Consider the following 18,178-nt stretch of genomic DNA (forward strand, 5'->3'; position numbering starts at 1 on the left):
CACCGTCGGTTGAAGTCGACACTCGGCAAAGGGTGCACCACCATCGCCGAGCACCGGCAAGCATTAAGTGCGTAACAACGAGACAACGTCCCCCAAAACGCACTCCAACTTTTTGTCCGCACCCCCCTCCTGGGCGCGAATAGCTGGATCCTTGTAGCTGGATCCGCGCCAACAGAGGGGCTGGGGCCGGGCGGTCACCGCTCCGTGGTGTGCTCAGCAATGAGGTTGGTCAGGTTTGTGATCGCCTCGTTGCTCTCCGCTTGAGGCAAGGAAGCGGCGACTTGGACGTCGCGGCCCATGGCATACCAGGTGGAGGCGGTTGTGCCGTTGGCAAGTTTCACGTCCTCGAACCAGGGGATCCCGTTGACCTGATCAAGGCGCGCGCCCGGCCCATAATTCTCCGGTTCCGTGACGCCGCAGCGGAGCACAATCGCATCGCGTCCCGGCGCCGACCACGCCACGGTGTGCGAGCTAGCGGCGTCGACGCGGGTGTAGCCGTCGGCAATTGTCTCCGGCGCGGCGGCGAGCAGGTCGTCGCACCTACCGGTGTCGCCGGCCCCGGCGAGGTTCGACAGCGGGGCGGTGCGCTGCTCCGGGGCGGGCCCGGTCAGCGCGCCGGTGGGCAGGGACATCACTGGGGGCTGGCCGTCGCGCAGCTGCTGCAGATCGGCGGTGACGGCCAAGATTGGTGAACGGTCCACGGTGTACCAGGTGGCGAGCGTGGAGCCGGGGGTGAGATCGTCCACGCGCAGCCAGCGGGCGCCCCCCAGGTCCTCCGTGGCGGCATAGGGGGTGTACTGCGCCGGCGCGTCCACACCGCAACGCAGCGTGATGCGTTCGGTGGAGGAGGCTTGCCACGCGGCGGCCCCGTCGGGCGCGGGCTGAGCCAACTCGGCGCGCTTGAGGCCGGCGAGGGTGTCTGGGAGGTCGTCGACAAGGGCGGCGCACTCGGGAGAATCTGCTTCAGGCGCGGGCAGTTCCGTCATCGCCACAGGCTGAAGTGCGACACGCTGGAAGTACACCCGCGCACCAACTAGGACGCCGAGCACCAGCAGTACCGCTAGCCCAAGGCTGATGTAGATGGTCGTGCGGTTAATCTGTGGGTCGTGCGCCGTCGAGCTCATGGCGGCAACTGTAGTGAAAGGGCTGGCGAGGACGTGATTGAGACAGGCTTTCCCACCGGCGGGCCGACCTTGCGCGAGCTTGGAGAGCGCGAGGTGATCAACCGCATCCGCGCGCAGGCCCCGTCCACGGTCAACGGCGACGACGCCGCGGTGCTGGCCCCCGCTGCCCCGAATTCGCGGGTTGTCGCCGCTACCGACATGTCCGTGGAGGGCATCCACTTCAGTGCTGACACCACGACTCCCTACTGTGTGGGCCGCAAAGTGGCGCTGCAAAACTTCGCCGACATCGAGGCCATGGGCGCGCGCCCTATCGCGGCCCTCATGGCCGTTTCAGCCCACCCCGACACACCAGTGCGGGTAATGGAGGACATCGCCCGCGGGGCAGGGGACATGGCCGCGCAGTACGCCTGCGAGCTCGTCGGCGGGGACGTGACGAGCGGCGAGCGCCTGGTGGTGTCGGTGTCAGCCATCGGCGCGCTCGGCGGCAGCCGCCCGCCGCTGACGCTGAGCGCCGCGCGCCCCGGCCACCGCGTGATCGCCCACGGGCAGTTCGGCTACTCCGCTGCCGGGCTCGCGCTGCTGCAAGCCGGGGTGGGGATTCCGGAGGAGCTCGAGCCGCTGGTAGCCGCGCACCAGGTGCCGCAGTTGACGCCGGGCCGCGGGGTGGTTGCGCGCGCCGCAGGTGCGTGCGCGATGACGGACAATTCGGACGGCCTCATTCGCGACATTTCGCAGATAGCGGACGCCTCGGACGTGGGTATCGAGCTGGCGTCCAACGCGCTGGCCCCCGATGCGCTCCTCGTGCAGGCCGGCACCCTGCTCGGGGTGGACCCGTGGGAATGGGTGCTCGGCGGCGGGGAGGACCACACGCTCATCGGCACCATCGAGGGTTCCGCGCCCGTTGGTTTCCGCTCCATTGGTACCGTTTCTAAAAAGCCGGGCGTGCGTATCGACGGCTCCGCGCCCTCCACCGACGCAGGGTGGGAGAGCTTCTGATGCTTCCGGTTCATGAATCCTGGCAGGCGCCGCTGGCCCCAGTAGAAGACCAGATCCACGCGATGGGGGACTTCTTACGCGCTGAAGGCAAGTACCTCCCGAAAGGCCACGACATCTTGCGCGCCTTTGCCGACCCGTTCGACGACGTGCGGGTGCTCATCCTCGGCCAAGACCCGTACCCCACGCCGGGCCACCCGATGGGGCTCGCCTTTTCCACGCAGCCTGGGGTGGCCGCGCCGCGTTCTCTGGTGAACATCTACAAGGAGCTCCAGGATGACCTGGGTATTCCGCCCCGCGCGGACGGGGACCTCAGCTCCTGGTCCAAACAGGGCATCCTGTTGCTTAACCGGGTGCTCACCGTGCGCCCCGGTAAACCCGCATCCCACCGCGGGAAAGGGTGGGAGGCCGTCACCCAGGCCGCCATCGAGGCGTTGGTGCAACGCGATGCGCCGTTGGTGGCGGTGCTGTGGGGGCGCGACGCGCAATCCGCCGCTAGGTTTCTCGGCGACACCCCGCGCATTGAATCGCCGCACCCCTCGCCCCTGTCCGCGTCCCGGGGATTTTTCGGCTCCCGTCCGTTTTCGCGCGCCAACGAAGCGCTCGAGGCGATGGGTGCCCAACCGGTGGACTGGGCGCTCTAACCGGACACTGTAAACTCTCCCAGCATGTCCGCATCTCCACTTACCGACGGCACGCGTCTGCTCGCATGGGCCCGCCGAGCCGCCGGCGAGCTGGAGCGCAAACGCGCCGAAATCAACGAGCTCAACGTCTTCCCGGTGCCCGACGCGGATACCGGCTCGAACATGGCGCACACCATGGCCGCCGCGGTGCAGGAGGCGTCGCAGTTGCCTGAGGGTGCATCCCTCACCGAGGTGGCAGAGGCCCTCTCCGTGGGTGCGGTGCGAGGGGCGCGCGGCAACTCTGGCGTTGTCCTTTCCCAGGTCATGCGGGGGCTGGCGCAGGCGTCGCGGCGCGACATCGAAGAAGGGGAGATGCTGGCGGATGCGTTGAACAGCGCTGTTGGGTTTGTCGACCGTGCGATTGCCGAGCCGGTTGAGGGCACCATCATCACCGTGCTGCGCTCCGCCGCCGAGGCGGCCCAGACAAGCGAGGGGCGTTCGCTCGGCGACGTGGCAACCGCGGCGACCGCAGGCGCCCGCAACGCGTTGGCGTTGACCCAGACCCAGCTGCCCCAACTGCGCGAGGCGGGCGTGGTCGACGCCGGCGGGGCGGGTCTCGTGGCGGTGCTGGAGACGCTCGCTCAGCCGCTGGGCGAGCCGGAGGACGTCGTGAAGCAGCAGCCTGCGGACGCTGGCCACGGTATGGCAGCCGAGCTGGAAGTGATGTTCAACTTCCGGGGTGACCTCGACGCGCTCCAGGAGCAGCTTGCCGGGATGGGCGAAAGCCTGGTCATCGCACGGCTTGACGAGCAGGACGGCAGGGTGCACATCCACTCCCGCGAGGCGGGCGCGGTCATCGAGACGGCGTTCGCGGCCGGCGAGGTCAGCGAGCTGCGGCTGGAAGTGCTCCCAGGCGAAGCGCCCCGCGGGGCACCCGCGCGTCTCGTCATCGCAGTGACGCCGCCGGGTTCCGTCGCGTCACTGTACGGGGCATCCGGTGCGGTGACAGTCGCGCCGGGCCCTGACGTGGCTAAGGCCATGTTGAACGCGATCACGCGCTCGGGCAGCGAGGAGGTCATCGTGCTGCCCAACGGCCAGCTCAGCAACAGTGAGCTCGCGGAGGTCGAGCACGCGGCGCGCGCCGTGGAGCAAACCATCACCATCCTGCCCACCGTGCGTCTCATCTCCGGCATCGCGGCATTGTCCGTGCACGACCCCGCGCAACCGCTTGCCACTGCCGCGTTCACCATGTCAGAGGCGGCCGGGGAGATGCGCACAGCCTTGGCCGTTCGTGCCGAGAGGGGGGCGCTCACCGTGTCGGGGGCGGTGGCCAAAGGCGACGTGGTTGTCACCACACGCGGCGAGCACATGCTCATCGCGGACGAGCCGTTGGAGGCGGTTGAGCGCGCGTGCCGGCGGTTGCTGGAACACGGCGGCGAGCAGGTGAGCATCCTTTTCGACCCGGATGAATTGCACGCGGAGGCGCTGGAGCGGCTGGGGCAGAGCCTTGGCGTCGACGTGATGGTTTATCCTGCAGACGGTCTGCAAGCCTGCGCGGAGATCGGGGTGGAGTGACATGCTGGGGTTCGAGGACACACGCCCGTTGAACCTGGTCATTCCGTTGAAACAGGCCAAGGCGATGGGCAAGCACCTCGACATCCACACATGCGGGGAGCTGCTGCGCCACTATCCGCGCCGCTACCTGCATTACGGCACTGGGGCCGACCTTGCCGGGGTAGAGCCGGGCGATACGCTCACCGTGATAGGCAAAGTTACCGCCACCGAGCAGTTCACCACCAACAAGCAGCCGAAACGGCCGATTTACAAGGTGCACGTCAACGACGGCCGCCAGGTATTTTTGGCCACGTTTTTCGGGTCCCACTACGCGCAGCGCGTGCTCAAAGAGGGCCGGCGTGTCATGCTCACCGGCAAGTACAACGTCTTCCGCAACCAGCCGCAGCTGTCGCATCCGGATTTCGTGCTTCTGGACGGCCCGACGGAGGCCACCGGATCGCTCAAGCAGCTGGGGCATTTCGGCAACATCGAGGACATGCTGCGCGGGCGCGAGTGGCTGCCCATCTACCCGGCGGTGAAAAACGTCAGCACCTGGACCATCATGGGTGCCATACACGCGGTGCTGCAGTCGCTGCCGCCTATCGACGAGCCCCTCGGTTTCACCCCCATCGGCTTTGTGCCCCTGAACTCGGCGGTGCGCCAGATCCACGAACCGGGGCCCGACGGCCCGTCGCGGGCGCTGCAGCGGCTGAAGTACGACGAGGCGCTCTCGGTCGCGCTCGCCATGGGTGTGCGGCGGGCGGATGCGCAGGCCCGCACCGCGCTTGCACTGCCGCGCGTCACTGGCCGGGACCAAGACCTCCTGGTAGAACGGCTGCCCTTCCCACTCACGGCCGGCCAGGACGAGGTTGTTGCGGAGATCTCCCGCGACATGGCGGACACCGTGCCGATGAGCAGGTTGCTGCAGGGCGAGGTGGGCTCCGGTAAGACCATCGTGGCGTTGATCGCGATGCTCCAAGCCGTGGACAACGGCGCGCAGTGCGCATTCCTGGCGCCCACCGAGGTGTTGGTGATGCAGCACGCCCGCTCGATGACCCAGGTGCTCATGAACGCGGGCGTGCCCACCAGGGTGGTGGCGCTGACCGGATCGATGTCCGCGGCCCAGAAGCAGGACGCGCTGCTGAAGATCGTCTCCGGCGAGGCGGACATCGTGGTCGGGACCCATGCGCTCATCCAGGACGGTGTGGATTTCTTCCAGTTAGGCTTGGTGGTGGTGGATGAGCAACACCGCTTCGGGGTGGAGCAACGGGACGCTCTTCGTGCCAAGGCGGGGGAGACAACACCTCACCTGCTGGTGATGACGGCAACGCCGATCCCGCGCACGATCGCTATGACCGTCTTCGGGGACCTGGCAGTCTCCACCCTGCGCGAGCTGCCCGGGGGGCGAAAGCCCATCCAGTCCGCGGTGGTGCCGGAGTTCAAGCCGCGCTGGGTCGCGCGGGCGTGGGAAAAGATCCGGGAGGAAGTCGCCGGCGGGCACCAGGCCTATGTCGTGTGCCCGCGCATTGAGGGCGAGGGCGGGGTGCTCGAAATGTTCGCCGAGCTTGCTTCTACCGAGTTCGCGGGGCTGAGCGTCGCCTTCCTCCACGGCCGAATGAGCGGCGAGGAAAAAGATGCCGTGATGGCGGATTTCGCTGCCGGTGGAGTGGATGTCTTGGTCGCCACCACCGTCATCGAGGTCGGCGTGGATGTGCCCAACGCGACGGTGATGATGGTGCGCGAATCGGAACACTTTGGCGTGTCCCAACTGCACCAGCTGCGTGGGCGTGTGGGGCGTGGCGGTAACCAGTCCCTATGCCTGTTCCACACGCTCGCGGAAGAGCACACGCCGTCCTTTGAGCGGGTTGCCCAGGTCGCCAGCACGTCCGACGGGTTCGCCCTGGCGGAACTCGACCTTCTGAACCGCCGCGAGGGCGACGTGCTGGGCAAGCAGCAATCTGGCAAACACCGCACGCTGCGGCTTCTCCACTTGGCGGAGGACTTTGAGGTGGTCCGCCGCGCCTACGACGACGCCGCGCGCCTGGTGGCCGACAACCTCGAATTCACCCGAGCCGCCACGGCGGACTTCGCGGCAGAAGACTTTGAGTATTTGGACAAAAGCTAGCGCGTTAGAGTTGTGGCCATGAACCGCATCATTTCCGGCGAGGCCCGCGGCCGAAAAATCAAGGTGCCGCCAGAGGGCACGCGCCCCACTTCTGACCGCGCGCGGGAGGGACTGTTCTCCTCCCTGCAGGTCCGTTTCGGCTTCGTGGACATGCACGTGCTCGACCTTTTTGCCGGCTCCGGTGCACTTGGGCTCGAGGCCGCCTCCCGGGGCGCTGCAGAGGTGGTGCTGGTGGAAAACAACCCCGAGGCCGTGCGCGTCATCGAATTCAATGCCGGTGTGGTGGGCCACCCGAACACCGTTGTCGAGCCAGTCAAAGCGTCCACGTACTTGGCCCGCGCTCCGCGCAACCACTTCGACATGGTGCTCGCGGATCCGCCGTACGAGCTGGCGGATGAAGCGGTCGCCGAGATGGTGGAGGCGCTCAAGCCAGTGCTTCGAGACGGCGCCGTGGTGGTAGTTGAGCGCCACCGGGAAAGCCCGGAAACAGCGTGGCCGGAGGAGTTCACACCCACCGGCCAGAAGCTGAAAAAACGGCTCTACGGTATTGCGCGGATGGACATGGCTGTTTACGCGGACCCGGACGCTGAGACGGTCGCGGAAGGGGAGGGATAGATGACTACCGCGGCGTGCCCTGGCTCGTTCGATCCGATCACCAACGGGCACTTAGATATCGTCACCCGCGCCTCCCGTCATTTCGACGAGGTGGTGGTGCTGGTGACAGGAAACCCGACAAAGACCTCGGGCCTGTTCACTATCGACGAGCGCGTGGAGCTCATCCGCGAGGCCACGGCGCACCTCAATGGAGTGCGCGTGGACAGCTGGGGAGGGCTGCTGGTGGACTACACCTCCGCCCACCACATTACGGCGTTGGTGAAAGGGCTTCGCTCCTCCCTTGACTACGAGTACGAGCTACCCATGGCCCAGATGAACCGCCGCCTCACCGGTGTGGACACGTACTTCCTGCTCACGGACGAGAAATACGGCTACATCTCGTCCTCGTTGACCAAAGAAGTGGCCAAGTACGGCGGCGATGTCACGGGACTTGTGCCTGATACCGTCCGCGAGGCAATGTCGAAGAAGTTCCGTTAATGTTGCAGGTTCTCGGGGTCGGGATTGCCGTCGCCGTCGGCGCTGCCATGCAGCGTATTTCCGGCATGGGCGTGGGGTTGATTGCGGCCCCGGTGCTCTCGTTGCTGCTCGGGCCTGTCGACGGCGTGCTCCTGGTCAACCTGCTCGCAGTCATCAACGCCGCCACCAATACCTGGGGTATGCGCGCAGACGTGGACTGGCAGAAATTCGCCCCCATCGCGCTGGCAATGGTCCTCGGCGTGGTGCCAGGAGCCTGGGTAGTGGCGAGCGCGCCGACGGACGTGCTGCTTATCCTCGTCGGCGCGTTGTTGCTCCTCGCACTGTCCATTGTCACGCTGGGCAAGCGCTATGTGCCGCAGGTGGAAGGCGCCCTGCCCGCCGCCGTGTCCGGAGCCATTGGCGGGTTCATGAACACGCTCGCTGGCGTGGCGGGCCCCGCGATCACCGTGTACGCGGAGGCCGCGCGCTGGCCGCAGAAGGTGTACGCCGCGACGCTGCAGCCGATCTTTCTGGTCGGCGGCTCGCTGTCGTTCACGGTGAAAGTGCTCTCGGGTGCAGCGGATATCACCGCCATCGAGCCCGCGCTGTGGGCCGCTACGCTGACAGCCCTCGTGGCGGGTATTGCAGCGGGCACCAAGTTGGCGCCGCGCGTGCCGTCCACAATCGCGCACCGCATCGCGCTCGGACTCGCCTTCCTGGGCGGGGCGACGGCGCTGGTGCGCGGCCTGTTCCTCTAACGCGCTGGTCGTACTAGAACAGGGTGGAGACGAACGCCTTGGTGCGTTCGTGCTGCGGGTTGTCCAGCACCTCCTCCGGGGTGCCGTATTCGATGATCTGGCCGCCGTCCATGAACGCGACCTTGTCCGCCACTTCGCGCGCGAATGCCAGCTCATGGGTGACTACCAGCATCGTCATGCCCTGCTCAGCCAGGTCGCGCATCACGCGCAGAACCTCGCCGACGAGTTCGGGGTCCAGGGCGGACGTGGGCTCGTCGAAAAGCATGAGCTTCGGATCCATCGCCACCGCTCGCGCGATGGCGACGCGCTGCTGCTGGCCGCCTGAGAGCTGGATCGGGTAGGCGTCCGCCTTGCTGCCCAGACCGACCATCTCCAGCAGCTCCATCGCGCGAGTTTTCGCCTGCTCCACCGGCTGGCCCTTGACGTGCACCGGCGCCTCAATGATGTTGTCGAGCACGGTGCGGTGCCCGAAAAGGTTGAAGTTTTGGAACACCATGCCGATGTCCCGGCGTTGCCTCGCGGCGTCCTTCTCGCTCATCTCGTGGAGCACACCGTTTCGGTCGTGGTAGCCAATGAGTTCGCCGTCCACGTACAACCGGCCGGCGCTAATCTTTTCCAAGTGGTTCACGCAGCGGAGCAAGGTGGACTTGCCGGAACCCGAGGGCCCGATCAAGCACGCCACTTCACCGGCAGCCACCTCGAGATCGATGCCCTTGAGCACGTCTAGGTTGCCGAAGGATTTCCACACGTCCACGGCCTGAATCATCGGCGTCTGCTTGATGGTCATGAGCGGGGGCCCTTCTTCTGCGGTTGGTCAACAATCTGGACGTTGTTCGGGATCGTGCCCTCGGCATCGGCGAGGCTGGCGAGCTGTCGCGCGGTGAGCTGCCGTGTGGCGCCACGGTCGAAGTAGCGCTCGAGGTAGTGCTGCGCCACCATGAGCACAGACGTGATCACTAGGTACCAGGTGGCGGCCACCAGCAGCAGCGGCACCGGCTCAAAGAGCGCGGCCGCGATGTCCATGGAGCGGCCGTAGAGCTCGAGGGAATACGGCACCGCCACAACGAGCGACGACGTCTTGAGCAAAGAAATGAACTCGTTGCCCGTGGGCGGGATGATGATGCGCATGGCCTGGGGCAACACCGTGCGGCGCATGGTCTGGCCCCAGCTCATGCCGAGCGCCTTGGACGCCTCCACCTGGCCCTCCGGGACCGCGGACACGCCCGAGCGAACGATCTCGGCCATGTAGGCGGCCTCGTTCAAGCCCAGGCCGACAACAGCGAGCGCGAACGCCGAGGAGGTGAAGGGCTCAAGCGGGATCTCCGCGAAACCGACGTTGATGGAGTCATAGATGGCACCCACCAACCCCCAGAACATCAACTGCACGTACACCGGGGTGCCGCGGAAGATCCACAGAAATACCCACGCCACGGTTTTGAACACCGGGTTCGGGCTCATGCGCATGACGGCGAGTAGCACACCGCCAACAACACCGATGAGCATGGACAGCACCGTGATCGCGATGGTGTGCAGCGCCGCGGTGGCAATGCGGGTGTCCAGGAGGTACGTGAAGTAGGTGTCCCACCCGTAGGCGTCGTTACGCGCGGCGCCGATGACAAACCACACGACCAAGAGGACGAGCAGCGCCGCCAGCACCCACCGGCCGGGGTGGCGCAGTGGTTTCGCTTCAATGCGCTCGGGACGGGTGCGCGATCCCCGCGTCCTCTGGGCGGCGTATTTCGAATAGGGGGTGCTCATGCTCACTGTCCTCCCGCGGGTTGTTCGTTGATCAGGGCCTGATCCAGAAGGCCGGTGTCGATGTTCCATTGATTGAGAATCCGGGCGTAGTCGCCGGTGTCAATGAGATGCTGCATGGCTGCGGCCATTGCGTCGGCAAGTGGCGAGCCCTTCGGCACAGCGAAACCGTAGGGGGCTGCGTCGAACATCTCGCCGACTATCTCCAATTCGCCGTCTGAGCGCTCGACGGCCCAGGCAGTGACAGGGGAGTCAGCGCTGTACGCGTCAGCTCGTCCGACCAGCGCCGCCAGCGCGGCATTGTCGGCGGTATCGAAGGCCAACACGGTGAGGGGTTCTTTGCCCGCCGCCTCGCAGGCCTCGGACTTGGGACGTACGTCGTCAGTCTCGGATACGGTGGTGCGCTGCACCGATACGGTCAGGCCGCAGGGGTCAGAGGGATCTACGTCCGAGCCGGGCTGCGCAGCCCACTGCACGCCGGCGTAAAGAAAGTCCACAAAATCAAAGGACTCTCGACGTTCTGCGTTGTCGGTGAAGCCGGAGGTGCCTGCGTCAAGGCTGCCAGCGGTCACCGCCGGGAGAATGAGTGCGAAGTCCATCTCGTCGACGCGAAAATCCATGCCCATAACGCCGGCGACCGCGCGAGCGAGGTCCATTTCGACACCGACGATGTCGCCACGCGAATTCTTGAACTCGAATGGGGCGAACGGCGGGTTCGCGGCGACGTTGAGCACACCGTCGGCTGCGACCTCGGGCGGCACCATCGCGGCGATTTCCGGGACCTCACCGGGCACGATGGGTTCCCAGCCGTCAGGTGTGCCGTCTTCCTCGTTGGTCACGCAACCGGCGAGCAGCGAGGTAGCGACGAGGCAGGCCGCTATTCGCGCGGAGGTGGGGTAGTGCATTCCGGCTCCAAGTACACGATGAATAATTACAAAGCATCGTATATTACACCGGTTTGCAAGCGGGTATCGGCTGGCTGACGACTACTCGCCTCTACCGCTGGTTGGCCATGCGCAAACCGCGCATGACTAGTTCGACAACCGATCCGATCGCGATGGTGCCGAGGAACACTGGGACGAGTACGCTAGCGGCCTGCCTGAATCCCGCGGCGAATTCTCCGGCGTCTGCGTTCACTAGACCCGAGGACATCTGGACGTAGCCGCCGACTTCCTTTTTGAGCAACTCGACCGGTTTCACCGAATCGGACGCTGAAGACTGGGTCACATACTGCCGTTCAGACGATTGTGCCGTGGCAACCGGGGCCTGGAGGCTTGCGAGGACGAGTATTCCGGCGGTTGCGCCGGCGACGAGGGAATTGCGCATGGGGCGTATCTTAACCCTTTCGTTAACATCCGCGACCCCTGCACGCAGTTGTTCCCGCTGCGCCGGTTGTGGTGGGGGTTCAGACCGGGGCGGCAGTAACGTCGCCGTGAGCAGTACGGCTGCACTCGGTGTGTAGCTGTTGACGGACTGTTGTGTTTAGGCAAAAGACCGCTAACTGCCAGATGATCTTGGTGCCCTATATCGTAGCGCGCTCGCTTGCCGGCGAAATTAAACGCGACGAGTTGAATACTCAGGAGTAACCGCTCAGCCAGGTGTTAGAGAATGCGGTGCAGTGTCTTTCGGCCTACAAAGAGAATCGCCAGCGACACTACAAGCGAGCCGGCGCCGAACCAATACGGCACGCCAGCGCCCAGCGCGGCTGCCAGAGGCCCTGAGGCGGCCGGCGCCACCGCACCGCCCAAAAAGCGCATGCCCGAATAGCTCGACGACGCCACGTTTCGTGGCATCTCCGTTGCCTCCATGACGGCTTCAGTGAGCGCGGTGTTGAATACCCCGATGAACACACCCGCCAGAATGACCAGTGCCACCACCACCTTCAGGTTGTGGACCCCAAAACCAAGTGCTGCAAGGTTGATGCCAAACCCGGTGAGGATAGTCACCAGCACGGGCATCAGGCCGAAGGTGCGGACGAGCCTGGGGGCGAGGAACACCGATGAGACAGCGAGGGCGAGGCCCCATCCGAAGAACACGTAGCCCAGTTCGGTCCCGCCGAAGGCGCGTCCGCTTTGCTCTGCGGCTTGGTCGATCGGGTAAGGGGAGTAGGCGAGAAGGGTGAAAAAGCCGTAGTTGTAGAACACCGCAACGAGACCGAGCGTGAGCAGCGCCGGGTCCTTCACAGCTGCTAGGCCCGCAGTGAACGCCACGGGTTCGGGCTTAGTCTTGGCCTTCTGTAACAGTGACGCGATGGCGATGAAGCCGGCGGCCATTAATGCGGCCGTGCCAAAGAACGGTGCGCGCCAGCTGATCTCGCCTAGGACGCCGCCGGCAAGCGGGCCGACGGCCATCCCGATGCCCATCGCAGCCTCGTAGAGAATGACCGCGTCACCGGAATTTCCGGCTGCGGCACCCACGATAGCGGCAAGTGCGGTCGAGATGAACAGCGCGTTTCCTAAACCCCAGCCGGCGCGGAACCCGATAATCGCGTCGACGGAACCCGCAGCGCCAGACAATGCAGCGAACACGACGATCAAGGCCAGACCGATCAAGAGTGTGGTCTTGACGCCGATGCGCGAAGAAATGAACGCGCTGAAGAACATCCCCAGTGCGGTGATGAGGAGGTAGCTGGTAAACAGCAGCATCGTTTGCGTCGGGGAGGCGTCAAGCTCCCGGCTAATCGCGGGCAGGATCGGATCAACCAACCCGATGCCCATGAACGACACCGCGCAGGCAAAGGCGAGCGCCCACACCGCTACCGGTTGTTTCAAAATGGAATGGTTTTCCGTGTGTACGTGCGGCGTGTCTGTCACGCGCGTCCTCCTGTTCGTTGTTTCAAATCGGCTGTCAGCTCTGGAAAAAGCTCCGCCGCGCGCTTGAGCGTTGCGACGTCCTCCGGCTTCAACGCGTCAAACACCGGGGCCACCGCCTCGGCTGCTGCTGCCCTGTAGCTGCGTAGAACCTTGCGGCCGGCGTCGGTGATGGTCAGCGCTGTTGCGCGGGCATCGTCGTCGGCGGTGTGTCTGGCGGCGTAGCCGTCGTCCACAAGCCGCTTCATGGCTTGGCTCATGGAGGGCTGGCGGATGCCTTCCCGTGCTGCAAGCTCTCCAATCCGGAGCCCCGGCTCGCGCTCGAGGGCGGCAAGCGCGCGCATGGAAACGTTTGAAAGCTCCATGCCCGACGCCTGGTACGCGGCGCGTGTGAAATGACTTCCGGCCGCGATGAGCTCCACTGCGAGCGCGGCGAGGTCCTCGTTGGAGTGCATAGGACGACTATATAGGTTGCCTATGTATGGCAAAACCCCGCAGACCAGCAAGGCGTGCGGGGTGTGCTCGTAGTGGGGAGAGGTGCTAGTCCTCGGCCTCTGCGTCGAGGCGAGTCTGGTCGCGCTGGCGGCGCTTCTTGCTGATGGTTCCGGCCATCACTACGCCCGCAATGGCGCCGACGATTGCGCCGGTGGCGCCAGCGCTGTCGAAGCCGCCGGTGACGATGACACCTGCCAGCCAGACTGCGCACAATGCCCAGTAGGTGACAATGATGCTGCGTGGGGTGTTGCGAAGCCGGAAGATCGGCGACGCGACGTAGTTGCGCATCCACTGCGAGCTCGCCTCACTGCTGATCAGTGGGATTAGCAGGACGATTGCCGATCACAGGGACTGGCGGCCTGGCAGCACCCACGCGAGGATCGCGCCGACGAGCGCCATGCCGATCAGTGAGGTGTAGAAGCCCACCGAGTTTGCTTTGTGATACGTCGCGGCCTCGAACTCGTCGGTGGCGGTGCCGTCGACGTAATTGACGATGGAGTCTCCGAGATTCTTGAACATCATTCCTCCTTGGTTTGGCCAAAGATTTCTTCAACTGACTTTTCAAACTGACGGCAGATGTCGAGCGCCAAGTAGACGGAAGGCGAGTAGTTGCCCCGCTCGATGTTGGCGATGGTCTGCCGGGAAACACCAACGCGGTCGGCGAGCTCCTGTTGCGACAACTCGTGCCAGCGCCGCCATTTGCGAACTGTGTTGGTGTGGTCGCACATATGACCTCCTTCCATTTACAAAATGTAAAAAGAACGACACGCAGTGTCAAGAGTGCTGTACATTTTGGCGACGGGCTGGGGTTATGAAGGGATAAGTAAAAGAGGCACCGCGCCCGACGGTGCCTCGAGAAAAAGTGTGCCCCAGGTGATGTCTGGTTCGGTGACGTCGTTCCGCTCCTCGTCCGCAACGGCCTCGAGCGGCAACGGAGCGCTCGTCGATAAGCTAAGGCTTCTGCCTGCGCTTTCCTGGGGCCGCAACGCGGCTCCAAAACTGACCCATACCGCGTCAACCCACCCCTGAAGCAACCCCGAAGCGTCCGGGGCAATCTGTTGCCCGCTGAAACCGACCGGGATGTAGCGCTGAAAAACTCTCAGAACCCTACAAGTCACCCCATCTCGGGGCACACGAAAAAGAAAAAACTCGGGACTCCGTAGGAACGATGTCTCGAGACAACAACACAGCGTGCCCCAGGTGAGACTCGAACTCACACTGGACGGGTGCGAGAAATCGACCGATTTTTGACTCACCGCGTCATGCGCGGTGGCCAGCGCAGGCAACGAACAATCGAACGCCTGTGTGCATGGCCAACGCCCGTAATGAGGGTCATAGAAGTGGGCCGGCATGCAACGACGCGCCCCTTAAAGGGTGGATACGGAGGTGCCGGAAATTGATATTGGTCTGAGAGAGTGTTGCGTCGAAACTAGTGCCCATCAAGTACTTTGTTACATCCTCTCATCACCGGAAAGGCTCTAAATCATGCGAAAACCTACTCGCAAACTTGCAAAAACGGCACGCGCCGCGGCTTCGGCGATGATGGCCACTGGTCTCATGTTCTCAATGACGCTTGGCACCGCCCATGCGGCCGACTCACAGGTATCGGAGCAGACAGTCCTGCTCGACGTACAACCGAATGCTTTGGACCAGCTCACAATGGACATCTCAGCATCTAACGGGACCTTTGAAATCGATGGGTCGCAACCACGGCTTATAGATGCCAACGGACAAGTAAGTCGCGTGTTCAAGACTGGAATAGTAACACTCCCCGATGGCCAAGAAGCTGAGGTAGCCTACACCTTGGCCTCAGACATGAAATTGGAGGCGCACGTTCGCCCAACCCGCGGATTGGATAGGGATTGTTTCGGGGATGCCCTAATCCTTGGGGGTACGGTCGCAGGTAGCCTGATCGCAGCACCGGAAACTTTGGGTGCGTCTCTCGCGGCGGGTGCGGTTGTTGCAGGGTAAGAGTGGAATGCCCTTAACTCATGCTTCGGAAAGTAGGATGAAAGATGAACGTAAAGGCGCTGCGTAAATCCGCGCTAGTTGTAATCATGTTCTTGATCCTCGGCGTTTTGGCGTACGAAGTATTCACTGGGTCACTGACTGTTAGTACGACCGTCGTTGCAGTGGGTGCTTTGGCATTTATGGCCTGGGGGTATTGGAAGGTTTCCCACGAGCGGCCGAGCACGGTCACAAACGGCTAGTAAGAAGCTAAGGCGGGTGCTTTCGGTATCAGATTTTTTCCAAAGCACCAGCAAACGGCGCACGTCCCCATACCGGTTTCTAGGAACACTTCGGTAGCCCCTAAGTGAGCGTAAAACGGCATCAACAAGCTCGATGAATGGGTGCGCAGGTTGCCCATTAAACGTCCCAATCGCAACAGGGGCGTGATAAAGTGGCCGTCGACTCGGCGCCCCACCTCGCCGCCCTACTTTCTCCTGGGAGGGCGGTTCTTCTATGCGGGGCCGTCGCGGTCATCGGCGTGCGGCGCGGTGTACGGCGAATCCCATCACCGCGGTGTGACATCCGCAGGGCGACGGCGGTGGAGCCAGGCATGCGGTGAGTGATCCTCTGGCTCGACCCAGCCCTCGCTGTGGAGGCGGTCGAGCGCGGTGACCGGCGGCGTGGTGCAGCCGCGGGTCGACGGCGCAGCACAACTGGCTCGGGGTCAGCGCCGCGTTGTGGGTCTCGACCGCGCGGTAGGCCCCTGCGTGTGCTGCGGCGAGGATCATGGTCTTGGGCGGGGTGAGGTCGAATTCGCAGCGGTAGCGCCACGCCCGCAGCTCGCGGAGCTCTCGGCCAGCGTCGGGATCGCGCGCGGTTTCCCACGCCGCGTGGCGGATGGCCTGGGCGTCGCCCGCGTTGACCTCATGAAGGCGGAGTCGAGGTCGAGGCCGTAGTCCTCGGCGACCGTGGAGAGCAGCTCGGCCAGCTCCTCACGTGTTGTCGACGAACCGCTGGGCCTCATCGTCTCCCACATGTACGCGCCTTCGGGTCGCGCAACCGTGTTTCGCTGCTCCAAAGCAGGGACGTGACAATGCCTCCCCGCCGACTTCAGACTGCGGAGCCGACGCTCACGCCGACCCCCGCGGAGGCGTCAACCACCTTTACACCGCCACCGCGCACACCTCGATCACTGCGTGGAACTCACCTCGCCCTGACCAGGGCTTTTATGTTTCAGCGAAATCAAACGGGGAATAGCGGTGTAGCGGCAGTTACGAAAACTTCCTGACCTGCCGCTTCGGTGCCTCAGGTGAAGTCTGGTTCGACAACATCGTTCCGCATGTCTCATGAAACCGTTCCGGTTCAGCCTGCGGGGATATCTCACCACATCGTTCAGGTGGACACACCCCTTGCGGGAAGTGCCCCGCCAGCGTGAAAAACCATCTCTCGGGACATCGTTCCGCCATGCGTCTGGTAGTGGACTTGAGCGGCAACGGAACACTCGTCGATAGGCAGTAGCCCCTGCCTCTGCATCTCGAGCCGCCGAACGCGGCGATCCCTACGCTGCTTCCGTATCAGCCCACCTGGAGCTACCCCCACCGCGCCTCGGGGCAATCCTCCCTCCGCTTCAGCTGACCCAGCTCCGGCGCTACAACGCCCTCAATACCCCACTAATCACCCAACCCCAGCCCACACCGAAAAAGAAAAATCTCGAGACACCGTAGGAACGATGTTTCGAGACAACAACGGGGGTTTCGGAAAACTCCCTGACCACCACCAACGCGGCGCAATCCCAGCCTTAGTTCCACGGCCTTCGGCATTTGGTTCCAACGCGTGTCCGCTACCAGGAGATTCGCTCCTCCCCAGATGCCAGTTGTGCGGCCTTACTGCTCCTGCTCGTGGAAGATCAATTCGTCCTCCAGCGCGTCGCCGAACTCGGTGAAAATCTCGGCGTAGGCCGTGACGATGCCGAGGGAAATGATCTGCTCTTCGAAAAGGTCGTCGAGAGCGTTTTCGTCGCCGTCTTTCCAACCAGAGGCAAGAGTTTCAATCTGATCCCTGTCCAAGAGCTTGCGCTTTCTCACGCGACTGTCGCCTAGCGCACGACCAACGAGAGCCTGCCGTGCCTTTTCTTCCTCGCTGGCAATGTCAGCGCCGGCCTCCCAGCTCCCATGCACGAAGGTGTTCCTCATGTCGATTGGTTCTTCGAGGTCTTCCGCTATGCCGCGGCAGGTTGCGCAAGGCGCTTCGTTTGCGAGAGCTTTACGTAGCCCTTTGGCCATCTTCTGTGCTCGGTGCGTGGCTCCCCGCAGCTCTCCTTCACCGAAGTGGTGCTGGCATAGGTCGGCCATCAGGTTTTCAACTCGGGCCGCGGCGAGTACGAGACAGGCGTAGACGGCGAGGAACTCGTCGTTGAAGCTCTGGAGATACGGCAGGGGTTCCCGCCGGGCGAAGGGAAGCAATCCTGCGTACTGCTCCGAAAGCTCTCTCGCGCTTTGAAGTACGGCTTCCACGCCTGGCAAGACGGCGACGCTTTCAGAGATGCCCTTGTACGCCTGGTCGAGGGTCTTTTGCAGTTCGTCCGAAATGGGCGGCAGCTCGATCTTCGGAGCGTAAGCCGAGAGGTCAATCTTAGGCACCATGTCCCTGAACGCGCTGGTGTAGTCGATCCTCGGAATGTTGGCTCGGCTTATGGATTTGAGGAACTCAGCGTCTATTGGGGCGTATGCCTTCCGAGCTGTTTCGGCGATTTCTGCCATCAGGTTTGGGTAGTGCTTGTGAAGAAGACTGTTGAGCTCGTCATCAGTGAAGTCTGAAATTGGCCGGTCGAGGGGGTCGGTGTTGTCCTGGTCATCGCTCTCGTGAGCGTCGAAGTCAGGCTGAGAGTCATTGGTCATGGTCTCAGTGTGCCTTGGGTTGC

The 18,178-nt window shown here is 63.8% G+C and carries 18 protein-coding genes; 7 read left to right on the forward strand and 11 right to left on the reverse strand.

Translation table 11 applies throughout. From position 1 onward, the window contains the following. Positions 1-194: 194 nt before the first annotated feature. Entirely contained in the window at positions 195-1,124 is a 930-nt protein-coding gene (locus HF989_RS08665; RefSeq protein ID WP_168685706.1) for a DUF3515 domain-containing protein, read from the reverse strand. A 33-nt stretch (positions 1,125-1,157) separates the two neighbouring features. On the opposite strand from HF989_RS08665, the gene HF989_RS08670 reads away from it, so the two are divergent. Genes HF989_RS08670 through HF989_RS08700 form a run of 7 tightly spaced genes read left to right on the forward strand, consistent with a single transcriptional unit; the run spans position 1,158 to position 8,248 of the window. Further along, positions 1,158-2,120, forward strand: a complete 963-nt coding sequence (locus HF989_RS08670) for a thiamine-phosphate kinase (protein ID WP_168685708.1) — start codon at positions 1,158-1,160, stop codon at positions 2,118-2,120. Then, on the forward strand, positions 2,120-2,761 hold the full coding sequence (locus HF989_RS08675; RefSeq protein ID WP_210729135.1) for a uracil-DNA glycosylase: 642 nt from the start codon (positions 2,120-2,122) through the stop codon (positions 2,759-2,761). The genes HF989_RS08670 and HF989_RS08675 overlap by 1 nt, the downstream gene beginning before the upstream one ends. Before the next feature lie 24 nt (positions 2,762-2,785). After that, a complete protein-coding gene (locus HF989_RS08680) occupies positions 2,786-4,315 on the forward strand; it encodes a DAK2 domain-containing protein (protein ID WP_168685710.1) in 1,530 nt (509 codons plus the stop codon). Between the two features lies 1 nt (position 4,316). Next, positions 4,317-6,419, forward strand: coding sequence for an ATP-dependent DNA helicase RecG (locus HF989_RS08685; RefSeq protein WP_168685711.1), 2,103 nt, complete (start codon positions 4,317-4,319; stop codon positions 6,417-6,419). A gap of 18 nt (positions 6,420-6,437) precedes the next feature. After that, positions 6,438-7,034: a 16S rRNA (guanine(966)-N(2))-methyltransferase RsmD gene (gene rsmD / locus HF989_RS08690; protein WP_168685713.1), complete on the forward strand. Its 597-nt coding sequence runs from the start codon at positions 6,438-6,440 to the stop codon at positions 7,032-7,034. Beyond that, positions 7,035-7,511, forward strand: coding sequence for a pantetheine-phosphate adenylyltransferase (gene coaD / locus HF989_RS08695; RefSeq protein ID WP_168685715.1), 477 nt, complete (start codon positions 7,035-7,037; stop codon positions 7,509-7,511). After that, positions 7,511-8,248, forward strand: a complete 738-nt coding sequence (locus tag HF989_RS08700) for a sulfite exporter TauE/SafE family protein (RefSeq protein WP_210729136.1) — start codon at positions 7,511-7,513, stop codon at positions 8,246-8,248. Before coaD ends, HF989_RS08700 begins: the two co-directional genes overlap by 1 nt. A gap of 13 nt (positions 8,249-8,261) precedes the next feature. Here HF989_RS08700 and HF989_RS08705 read toward each other — a convergent pair whose 3' ends face one another. The 10 genes from HF989_RS08705 to HF989_RS08750 form a co-directional block, all read right to left on the reverse strand. Then, positions 8,262-9,035 (reverse strand): amino acid ABC transporter ATP-binding protein, encoded by a 774-nt coding sequence (locus tag HF989_RS08705; protein ID WP_281351357.1) that lies wholly within the window; start codon positions 9,033-9,035, stop codon positions 8,262-8,264. Then, complete coding sequence (locus tag HF989_RS08710; protein WP_168685717.1) at positions 9,032-10,006, reverse strand: amino acid ABC transporter permease; 975 nt, start codon at positions 10,004-10,006, stop codon at positions 9,032-9,034. The genes HF989_RS08705 and HF989_RS08710 overlap by 4 nt, the downstream gene beginning before the upstream one ends. 2 nt (positions 10,007-10,008) lie before the next feature. Then, complete coding sequence (locus HF989_RS08715; protein WP_168685719.1) at positions 10,009-10,908, reverse strand: ABC transporter substrate-binding protein; 900 nt, start codon at positions 10,906-10,908, stop codon at positions 10,009-10,011. 91 nt (positions 10,909-10,999) lie between these two features. Continuing rightward, positions 11,000-11,329, reverse strand: coding sequence for a hypothetical protein (locus HF989_RS08720; RefSeq protein ID WP_168685721.1), 330 nt, complete (start codon positions 11,327-11,329; stop codon positions 11,000-11,002). A 275-nt stretch (positions 11,330-11,604) separates the two neighbouring features. Continuing rightward, positions 11,605-12,774, reverse strand: coding sequence for an MFS transporter (locus tag HF989_RS08725; RefSeq protein WP_210729137.1), 1,170 nt, complete (start codon positions 12,772-12,774; stop codon positions 11,605-11,607). Between the two features lie 38 nt (positions 12,775-12,812). Then, entirely contained in the window at positions 12,813-13,268 is a 456-nt protein-coding gene (locus HF989_RS08730) for a MarR family winged helix-turn-helix transcriptional regulator (RefSeq protein WP_168685723.1), read from the reverse strand. A gap of 85 nt (positions 13,269-13,353) precedes the next feature. After that, entirely contained in the window at positions 13,354-13,596 is a 243-nt protein-coding gene (locus tag HF989_RS08735; protein WP_168685725.1) for a hypothetical protein, read from the reverse strand. A 54-nt stretch (positions 13,597-13,650) separates the two neighbouring features. Next, positions 13,651-13,827, reverse strand: a complete 177-nt coding sequence (locus tag HF989_RS08740; protein WP_168685727.1) for a hypothetical protein — start codon at positions 13,825-13,827, stop codon at positions 13,651-13,653. Beyond that, positions 13,827-14,036: a helix-turn-helix transcriptional regulator gene (locus HF989_RS08745; protein WP_168685728.1), complete on the reverse strand. Its 210-nt coding sequence runs from the start codon at positions 14,034-14,036 to the stop codon at positions 13,827-13,829. The genes HF989_RS08740 and HF989_RS08745 overlap by 1 nt, the downstream gene beginning before the upstream one ends. A 3,105-nt stretch (positions 14,037-17,141) precedes the next feature. After that, positions 17,142-18,155: a hypothetical protein gene (locus tag HF989_RS08750; protein WP_168685730.1), complete on the reverse strand. Its 1,014-nt coding sequence runs from the start codon at positions 18,153-18,155 to the stop codon at positions 17,142-17,144. Between the last annotated feature and the right edge of the window lie 23 nt (positions 18,156-18,178).

It is taken from the genome of Corynebacterium mucifaciens, from assembly GCF_012396315.1.
Classification (GTDB): domain Bacteria; phylum Actinomycetota; class Actinomycetes; order Mycobacteriales; family Mycobacteriaceae; genus Corynebacterium; species Corynebacterium mucifaciens.

Bases quoted from the DNA above. Each gene is read 5' to 3' on its own strand.
- HF989_RS08680 (WP_168685710.1), top strand. From the start codon at position 2,786: ATGTCCGCATCTCCACTTACCGACGGCACGCGTCTGCTCGCATGGGCC.
- HF989_RS08740 (WP_168685727.1), bottom strand. From the start codon at position 13,827: ATGTTCAAGAATCTCGGAGACTCCATCGTCAATTACGTCGACGGCACC.
- HF989_RS08675 (WP_210729135.1), top strand. From the start codon at position 2,120: ATGCTTCCGGTTCATGAATCCTGGCAGGCGCCGCTGGCCCCAGTAGAA.
- HF989_RS08735 (WP_168685725.1), bottom strand. From the start codon at position 13,596: ATGCGCAACTACGTCGCGTCGCCGATCTTCCGGCTTCGCAACACCCCA.
- HF989_RS08715 (WP_168685719.1), bottom strand. From the start codon at position 10,908: ATGCACTACCCCACCTCCGCGCGAATAGCGGCCTGCCTCGTCGCTACC.
- HF989_RS08750 (WP_168685730.1), bottom strand. From the start codon at position 18,155: ATGACCAATGACTCTCAGCCTGACTTCGACGCTCACGAGAGCGATGAC.
- HF989_RS08745 (WP_168685728.1), bottom strand. From the start codon at position 14,036: ATGTGCGACCACACCAACACAGTTCGCAAATGGCGGCGCTGGCACGAG.
- coaD (WP_168685715.1), top strand. From the start codon at position 7,035: ATGACTACCGCGGCGTGCCCTGGCTCGTTCGATCCGATCACCAACGGG.
- HF989_RS08665 (WP_168685706.1), bottom strand. From the start codon at position 1,124: ATGAGCTCGACGGCGCACGACCCACAGATTAACCGCACGACCATCTAC.
- HF989_RS08730 (WP_168685723.1), bottom strand. From the start codon at position 13,268: ATGCACTCCAACGAGGACCTCGCCGCGCTCGCAGTGGAGCTCATCGCG.
- rsmD (WP_168685713.1), top strand. From the start codon at position 6,438: ATGAACCGCATCATTTCCGGCGAGGCCCGCGGCCGAAAAATCAAGGTG.
- HF989_RS08705 (WP_281351357.1), bottom strand. From the start codon at position 9,035: ATGACCATCAAGCAGACGCCGATGATTCAGGCCGTGGACGTGTGGAAA.
- HF989_RS08720 (WP_168685721.1), bottom strand. From the start codon at position 11,329: ATGCGCAATTCCCTCGTCGCCGGCGCAACCGCCGGAATACTCGTCCTC.
- HF989_RS08685 (WP_168685711.1), top strand. From the start codon at position 4,317: ATGCTGGGGTTCGAGGACACACGCCCGTTGAACCTGGTCATTCCGTTG.
- HF989_RS08710 (WP_168685717.1), bottom strand. From the start codon at position 10,006: ATGAGCACCCCCTATTCGAAATACGCCGCCCAGAGGACGCGGGGATCG.
- HF989_RS08700 (WP_210729136.1), top strand. From the start codon at position 7,511: ATGTTGCAGGTTCTCGGGGTCGGGATTGCCGTCGCCGTCGGCGCTGCC.